The sequence below is a fragment of the Streptomyces longispororuber genome, from assembly GCF_024448165.1.
Classification (GTDB): domain Bacteria; phylum Actinomycetota; class Actinomycetes; order Streptomycetales; family Streptomycetaceae; genus Streptomyces; species Streptomyces longispororuber_A.
In genome coordinates this window covers 1-7,827 of record NZ_JAMOLN010000327.1, presented here as the reverse complement: position 1 = coordinate 7,827, position 7,827 = coordinate 1, and the positions used below count along the sequence as shown (strand labels likewise).

The following is a 7,827-nucleotide window of genomic DNA, read 5'->3' as shown; positions in this document are numbered from 1 at the left end:
CAGGAGTGGTCTCGGGGGGTGTCCTCGTTGCGGGACGGGTCGGGTTCTTGGGTGGAGCCGCCTTCGACGAAGTGCACGCCGATGGGGTCGCCCTCCGTCTCCAGGCTGTCCCCCGGACCGATCCGGATCTCGAACTCGCCGCCGTACTTCTCGTGGCCCGCGACGACGGCCGCCTCGACGACCTCGATGCCCATGTCCCCGCGGACGATCAGCGGGTCCTGGCGCAGGTCGCGCATGAGGGCCACGCACATGCCGATCATGACGAGGGTGAAGGGGGCCGCGACGAGGATCGTCAGGTTCTGCAGGCCCGTGAGGGCGTTGTCCGAGCCGTCGCCGATGAGGAGCATGACCGCGGCCACCGCACCGGTCACCACGCCCCAGAAGATGACCACGAAGCGGCCCGGTTCGAGCGCGCCCTTCTGGGACAGGGTGCCCATCACGATGGAGGCCGCGTCGGCGCCCGACACGAAGAAGATGCCGACCAGGATCATCACCAGGAGGCTGGTCGCGGTCGCGATGGGGAACTCGTGGAGGACGCCGAAGAGTTGAGCCTCCGGAGTGGTGGCGTTGCCCAGCTGCCCGTGCTCCTGCATCTTCATCGCCGTACCGCCGAAGATCGCGAACCAGAGCAGGCTGACCGTCGAGGGCACGAGGATGACGCCGCCGACGAACTGGCGGATCGTGCGGCCGCGGCTGATGCGCGCGATGAACATGCCGACGAAGGGCGTCCAGGAGATCCACCACGCCCAGTAGAAGACCGTCCAGCTGCCCAGCCAGTCGGCGACGCCCTTGCCGCTGGAGGCCTCGGTGCGGCCGATGAGCTGGGGCAGGTCACCGAGGTAGGCGCCGAGGGAGGTCGGCAGCAGGTCGAGGACGATGATCGTGGGTCCGGCGATGAAGACGAAGACCGCCAGGATCAGGGCGAGCACCATGTTGGTGTTCGACAGCCACTGGATGCCCTTCTCCACCCCGGAGACGGCGGAGGCGACGAACGCGACGGTGAGCACCGCGATGATCGCGACGAGCAGGCCGGTGTTCGCGTCGTCCATCCAGTTCAGGACCTCGAAACCGGAGCCGATCTGCAGCGCGCCGAGCCCGAGGGACGCGGCCGAGCCGAACAGCGTCGCGAAGATCGCGATGATGTCGATGACCCGGCCCCACGCGCCGTGCGCGCGCTGCTCGCCGATGAGCGGGACGAAGACGGAGGAGATGGTCTGTCGTCTGCGGCGGCGGAAGGTGCTGTAGGCGATGGCGAGTCCGACGACCGCGTAGATCGCCCAGGGGTGCAGCGTCCAGTGGAAGAGCGTGGTCGCCATGGCCGTCTCCATGGCCTCCGCGGCGTCCGCCGGTTCCGTGCCGGGCGGCGGCGTCGTGAAGTGCGCCAGCGGCTCACTCACTCCGTAGAACATCAAGCCGATGCCCATGCCGGCGCTGAACATCATGGCGACCCAGGAGACCGTGCGGAACTCCGGCTCCTCGCCCTCCTTGCCGAGGGTGATCTTCCCGTAGCGGCTGATGGCCAGCCAGAGGGCGAACACGACGAAGCCGCTGGCGGCGAGCATGAACGCCCAACCACCGTTGTGGATCAGACCGTTGAGGAGCCGGGTGGAGACACTCTCCAGGTTGTCGGTGGCGACGGAGCCCCAGACCACGAAGGCCAGGGTGAGCACGGCGGTGACGCCGAACACGATCCGGTCGGTGGCGGGGCTCCGGCCGCCGGTTGCGCCCTCGTCGGGGACGGGCGCGTCGGTGGGTGGTTTCTGAGGGGTTGTCACCCTTTACGGCCTACCACACCTGACGCGCCTCACACCCGTTCAGCAGCTGGTGTCGGGCTCCCCTTCCGTCACGTGGTACGGAGCGCGGCTGTCGAGGAGCAGCGCGACGAGCGCCCGCGCGGACTGCCGCAGCGGCACATAGGCTCCGCTGCCCGACTCCCGGACGGTTATGCCGTGCAGATCCAACTCGTCCTTGAACTCGGCGTACTGGGCCTGGGTGAGGCGGTAGCCGCAGGGCGGGTCCTGGATCGTGTCGGCGGGGTCGGCGGGGTCGTTGTCGGCGCCGCCGACGTAGATCGGCCCGGTGTCCCGGAACCCGGCGGCACGGGCCGCCGAGGTCGCGGCCTCGATCCTGCCGAGCCGCTCCCCGGTGAAGGAGAACAGGCCGCCGAGCGCCGCCAGTTGGGAGTCGCGGCGGCGCCGGTTGTTCAGTGACTCGTCGGCCTCCTCGGCCGGGGTGCCGGGGTCGACGCGGCTCTCGATGAGCAGGCCGAGCGCGTGCTTGACGCCGGACATGTTGCGCAGGATGCGCTCCTGCCCGTCGCCCGCGGTCTGCTTGATCGGATCGCCGGTGACCGGGTCGGTCCAGATGCCGTACGTGCCCGTGGAGTAGCCGGAGCCGTTCGCGGCCGGGCGGACGTAGCCCTCGGACAGGGTCTCGGCCTCGTCGTGGACCTTGGCGTCGGTGTTGAGGTTGCGCGGCCAGAGGTCGAAGAGGTCCTTGTCGTAGTACCGCGGGGTGGCGCCGTACTCGTGCAGGTCGTAGATGACGTCGGGCTTCCGGTCGCGGATGACGGCCGCCATCGCCCGCGCCTCGGCCGTTTCGAGGGCGAGATGGTCGCGGTTGATGTCGATGCCGTCGGAGTTGCCGCGGGTGTCGGCGGCCCGGCCGTCGGGGTTGGCGGTGGGCACGACCAGCAGGGTCGTGCGGGACAGGAACCGCTGGGTCGCCGGGTCCTTGGCGTACGCGAGGTCGCGGATCTCGGTGAGGCACGCCTCGCGGCCGGACGGTTCGTTGCCGTGCTGGCTGCAGATCAGCAGCACCGTGTTCGCGGTGCGGTGGGCCCCGATCCGGACGAGCTGGACCGGGCGGTTCTGCTTCGTCGTGCCGATGGTCGAGACGGCGACGCGGTCGGACGCCTTGTCGACGGCCGCGAGGAGCCGCTGCTCCTCGGGCTGACTGGTCCAGCGGGCGCCGTTCGTCTGCTCGAAGCCGGTGCGCGGGACGGTCGAGGTCGCCTGGGCGGGGGCCGTCGCCACCAGGGGCGCGGCGATCGCCGCCGCGGCGGTGGCCAGGGCGATCGTGCGAAGACGCGGGGTCATCGGTTGCTGCCTCCCGGGACGGGGCGGTCCTGGCGGAACGGGCTCACGCCGTCCGCCCCGGTCGAGCGGGGGGCGGCGGAGTGGGTGCCGGCGGTGGCCGCCGCGAAGGCGCCGGCTCCGCCGACGACGGGCACACGGGCCGCGGAGCGGGCCAGGTCGAGCGTCAGGGTCGGCTTCGTCGACGGCGGGTCGATGAGGTCCTTGTCGGTGCCCGCGACGATCAGGGCGAGCCGGTGGCCCTTGGGTACGACGTGGTCGGCGGCGGCCAGCGAGATCGTGAGCGTGTAGGGCTTGCCGGGGGTCAGCGGGCGGCCCTTGGCCGGGTTCGCGTAGGTGCCGAGGTCGGCCCAGCCGCGGCTGAACACCGTCGCGTCGACGTCGGCGGTCGCGGTCCGCGTGTTCTTGAAGCAGGAGCTGTCACCGGTGGTGCTGGGGCCCCAGCAGCTGCGGTCGGTGAGCGTCGTGATGCCTTCGCCGGCGCCCGCGTAGTCGCGGATCGTGGCGGGGCCGAGGTCGACGAGGACGGCGCTCAGGTGGGCGGTGGCGGTCGTCGGGGTCGCGGTGACCGTGACCTCGGAGGAACCGGACAGCCGCAGGTCCTTGCCGAGCGGGCGGCTGATGAAGCCCGCCTTGGCCGACGTGCCGGTATCGATCCGGGCGGCCCAGTCGGTCTCGCTCAGCGCCGGGTCGTCGGTGAACGTCTCGGTGCCGGAGCCCTTCTTGAGGCCGAGCGTGCCGACGCCGGCCCGGTCGCCCTTGCCCGGGCGCAGCGCGGTGGTGGCGGTGGTGCGCGGCGGCCAGACCTTGTCGGTGGTCCAGTGGTCGGGGGTGCGCTCGATGTCGGCCATCGGCTCGCGGTCGATGCCGTTGTCGTAGCCGAGGAGTTCGTGGTCGAACCAGCGGTGCAGGGTGTCGACCCAGGCGCCGCGGCGGTAGTCGAACGGGTCGACGTGGCCGGTCTGCGACAGCCAGATCTTGCGGTCGACGCCGTTCTTCGCGAGCGCCTCCCACCACTGGCCGAAGTGCTTGGCGCGGACGTTCAGGTCCTGCATGCCGTGGACGACGAAGACGCTGGCCTTCACCTTGTGGGCGTCCTTGACGTAGTCGCGGTCCTCCCAGAGGCCGGTGACGTCACCGCTTCGGGGCGCCTCGTCGACCAGTCGCTGCTGGACGGCGGCGCAGCGGGCGCGGGCGTCGGGGCTCTCCACGTAGTCGGACAGCCACTCGGGGCCCGAGTCGTAGAGCGGGGCGCCCTGCTGGAAGTAGTAGTCGTACCAGGAGGAGATGCCGCCGATCGGGACGATCGTCTCCAGGCCCTCGACGCCGGTGGCGGCGACTCCGTTGGCGATCGTGCCGTCGTAGCTCTTGCCGATCATGCCGGTGCGGCCGTTGGTCCAGCCCGCCTTGGCGCGTTCGGTGCCGGTGCGGGTGGTGTAGCCCTTGGCGCGGCCGTTCAGCCAGTCGACGACGGCCTTGCCCGACTGGATGTCGGAGCGGCCGCCGACGTCGACGCAGCCGTCGGAGCGGTTGGTGCCCGCGAGGTCGACGCCGACGAAGGCGTAGCCGCGCGGCACGAAGTAGTTGTCGTAGTAGAGCGGCATCTGGACGACGTTCCCGGCGGCGTCGTACGTCTTCAGCTGGCTCTCGTTGCCGCGCCCGCAGCAGGAGTAGTACGGGCTGGCGTCCATGATCACCGGGATCTTGCGGCCCTGTGCGGCGGGTTCGCGCGGGCGGACGATGTCGACGGCGACCCGGTCGGTCTTCCCGTCGTCGTCCCCGTCGATCCGGGTGTCGACCCAGACGGACTCGCGGATCGCGTTCTCGTAGGAGTAGACGGGCTGCGACTCGGAGGGGGTGGCCGCGTGGACGGCGGCGCCGGGAACGACGAGAACGGCCAGCAGGGCGGCGGTGGCCGTCGCTGCGAACGTTCTCCAGAGGCGGTGGGTGCGTCTGGCAGGTATCGGCATGGCGCGGAAGGTACACGGGTCAACTCCCGCGCGACAGAGGGCCGTAGCGAGGAAGGACAGGCCCATGGGGCGGAAAGGCGCATGTCGGCCGAATGGCGATCGTGTGACAGCTGCGGCCATGGACATGACCGGGGCGTGCGGTGCTGAATAGGCTCGCGGACGAGATCAGTCACCGTCCTGTTCCGACGACTTGGAGTTTCCGTGTACCGCAGATTCATCGCCCCCGGCGCTCTCGCGGCCTCCCTCGTGCTGGCGATCCCGGCATCGGCTGCCGACTTCCAGCCTGGGGCCTCGGGCATCGGCGATCCCTACTACCCGACCTACGGGAACGGCGGCTACGACGTCTCCCACTACGACCTGCGGCTGACGTACCAGCCGAAGACGGACCTGCTGGAGGGCACGGCGACGATCCTCGCCTCCTCCACGCAGGACCTCTCGCGCTTCGACCTCGACTTCGGGCTCACCGCGAGCGAGGTCAGGGTGAACGGCAAGAAGGCGACGTTCGCCAGGTCCGGGGTGCAGGAGCTGGAGGTGACGCCCGCGGCCGGGCTGCCCAAGGGCACGCCCTTCACGGTCGTGGTGAAGTACGCGGGCAAGCCGTCCGAGGTGAAGCTGTGGGGCTTCACGTCCCTGCAGCGCACCCCGGACGGCGCCGTGTTCGCCAACGAGCCGGAGTCGGCGGCCTGGTGGTTCCCGTCGAACGACCACCCGCGCGACAAGGCCACGTACGACGTGTCGGTCGCCGTGCCGGACGGCACCCAGGCGATCTCCAACGGGACGCTCCAGTCGCAGAGTTCGAAGCTGGGCTGGACCCGCTTCAACTGGCGCTCCAGCAAGCCGCAGGCCACGTACCTGGCGACGCTCGCGGTCGGCAAGTTCGACATCACCACCGACAGGACCGCGGACGGTCTGCCCGTCATCAACGCGTACAGCAAGGACCTCGGCGCGAACGAGGGCGCGGCGAAGGCCAGCGTCGAGCGCACCACCGAGGTCGCGGAGTGGCTGGAGTCGGTCTACGGGCCCTACCCCTTCGACGCGCTCGGCGGCTACGTGCCGAACGTGCCGTCGTCGTTCGCCCTGGAGACGCAGACGCGGCCGTTCTACTCGCCCAAGCAGTTCGCCAACGGGTCGAACGTGTCGGTCGTCGTCCACGAGCTCGCCCACCAGTGGTACGGCGACAGCGTCTCCGTCGACAACTGGAAGGACATCTGGATCAACGAGGGCTTCGCCCGCTACAGCCAGTGGCTCTGGTCCGAGAAGGAGGGCGAGGGCACCGCGCAGGAACTCGCGGACTACGTGTACGCGCAGCACCCGGCGGACGACGCGTTCTGGACGGTGAAGCCGGGTGACCCGGGGGCGGAGAACCAGTTCGACATCGCCGTGTACGACAGGGGGGCGCTGGCGATCCAGGCGCTGCGCAACGCGGTCGGCGACAAGAAGTTCTTCGCGATCCTGAAGGGGTGGCCGCAGCAGCACGCGTACGGCAACGCGAAGGTCTCCGACTTCGTGGGATACGCGGAGAAGGTGTCCGGCAAGCGGTTGGGCGGGCTGTTCGACACGTGGCTGTACCAGGCGGCCAGGCCGGCGTCCCCCGCGGTTCGCTCCGCGGGTGTTCCGGAGCAGCCCGCGTCGTGGCGGAAGATCGCCGCGACGAACGGGGTGCACGGGGAGCACTGATCCGTCCGCCCTGTTCGGTGGGGTGGTGTCTGCGGGTGCGTGGGGGCTGGTCGCGCAGTTCCCCGCGCCCCTGAAAGGCGCAGGGATCAGGGCAGACGCTCTCCCGCTCGTGCGCGACGGGCGAGCGGGAGATAGCGGAGGCGTTCCGGGAGGCGCGGCACCGTCCACCGCACCAGCAGTGCGAATCGGCGCAGGCGGCGTTCCTGACCCGGTGTCCACCGGAGGCCGAGCGCTGCGCGGGCCTCCGGTGGGAGCAGGCCGGTCGACAGGAAGCTCAGGGTGCGGCTCAGCACCGGTCGTACGACGGGCCACACCAGGCGCACCGCGAGCCGGTCCGACGGCGGTGGGATCGGCCGGTCCCGTGCGGTCAGTTCGTCCACGACCGCGTTCCGGCCGATCTCCTGCGCCAGCACCGTGCGGTAGTAGGGCCAGAACTCGGCCGTCGTCCGCGGCATGTCCCGGTCGTGGATGCCGAGGATCCGCCCGACCATCAGCCACTCCGCGTAGAACCGCTCGTCCTCCTCGGCGGTGAAGGGGCGGGCGAAGTAGCGGCGGGCGTAGCGGGCGACGGGGTAGCCGGTGGCGTGCACCCACGCGTAGTACGCGGGGGTGAGCGCGTGGTAGCGGCGGCCGTCCGGGTCCGTGCCCCGGATCGTGCGGTGGACGCGGCGCAGCCGGCGGCCCTCCTCGGCCGCGGCCTCTCCCCCGTAGACCCAGAGCAGGACCGAGGTGAGGGAGCGCTCGCCCCTGCCCCACGGGTCCGTGCGGAACACCGAGTGGTCGTCGACGCCCGCGCCGACCGCGGGGTGCGCGACCTGGAGGACGAACGCGGCGGGCAGCGCCAGCAGGGAGCGGACGTCGCCCGCGGTGTCCCAGAGGATGCCGCCCGGCGGGGGCGGCGGCGGGTCCGGGTCGTGCTCTCTCATGCCGCTTCCTGTGGTGCGCGTGGGCCTGCTGGTGCCTGAGGCCCAGTATGCGACGCGGGTGAGGCCGGCAGCGACCCGAGGGGCCCTAGTACGTGCCCCCGTAGCGCTGCGCCAGGTCGGAGGCGAGTTCCGCGACGCAGGTGCACAAGTCCGTCACCG

General features: G+C 70.9%; 5 protein-coding genes. 1 reads left to right on the top strand and 4 read right to left on the bottom strand.

The window, feature by feature from the left end; all coding sequences use genetic code 11:
- From M4J07_RS45455 to M4J07_RS45445, 3 genes are all read right to left on the bottom strand, one after another.
- A partial coding sequence (locus M4J07_RS45455) for a BCCT family transporter (RefSeq protein ID WP_255982807.1) occupies window positions 1-1,691 on the bottom strand: 1,691 nt, incomplete at its 3' end.
- Between the two features lie 123 nt (window positions 1,692-1,814).
- A complete protein-coding gene (locus M4J07_RS45450) occupies window positions 1,815-3,098 on the bottom strand; it encodes a M14 family metallopeptidase (RefSeq protein ID WP_255982805.1) in 1,284 nt (427 codons plus the stop codon).
- Window positions 3,095-5,065, bottom strand: a complete 1,971-nt coding sequence (locus M4J07_RS45445; protein ID WP_255982803.1) for a Xaa-Pro dipeptidyl-peptidase — start codon at window positions 5,063-5,065, stop codon at window positions 3,095-3,097. Before M4J07_RS45445 ends, M4J07_RS45450 begins: the two co-directional genes overlap by 4 nt.
- 201 nt (window positions 5,066-5,266) lie before the next feature.
- On the opposite strand from M4J07_RS45445, the gene M4J07_RS45440 reads away from it, so the two are divergent.
- Entirely contained in the window at window positions 5,267-6,742 is a 1,476-nt protein-coding gene (locus M4J07_RS45440; protein WP_255982802.1) for a M1 family metallopeptidase, read from the top strand.
- Between the two features lie 86 nt (window positions 6,743-6,828).
- On the opposite strand, the gene M4J07_RS45435 is transcribed toward M4J07_RS45440, so the two are convergent.
- The gene (locus M4J07_RS45435) at window positions 6,829-7,668 is read right to left on the bottom strand and encodes an oxygenase MpaB family protein (RefSeq protein ID WP_255982800.1); all 840 of its coding nucleotides are present in this window, start codon (window positions 7,666-7,668) and stop codon (window positions 6,829-6,831) included.
- Window positions 7,669-7,827 lie beyond the last annotated feature (159 nt).

Bases quoted from the DNA above. Each gene is read 5' to 3' on its own strand.
- M4J07_RS45450 (WP_255982805.1), bottom strand. From the start codon at position 3,098: ATGACCCCGCGTCTTCGCACGATCGCCCTGGCCACCGCCGCGGCGGCG.
- M4J07_RS45445 (WP_255982803.1), bottom strand. From the start codon at position 5,065: ATGCCGATACCTGCCAGACGCACCCACCGCCTCTGGAGAACGTTCGCA.
- M4J07_RS45435 (WP_255982800.1), bottom strand. From the start codon at position 7,668: ATGAGAGAGCACGACCCGGACCCGCCGCCGCCCCCGCCGGGCGGCATC.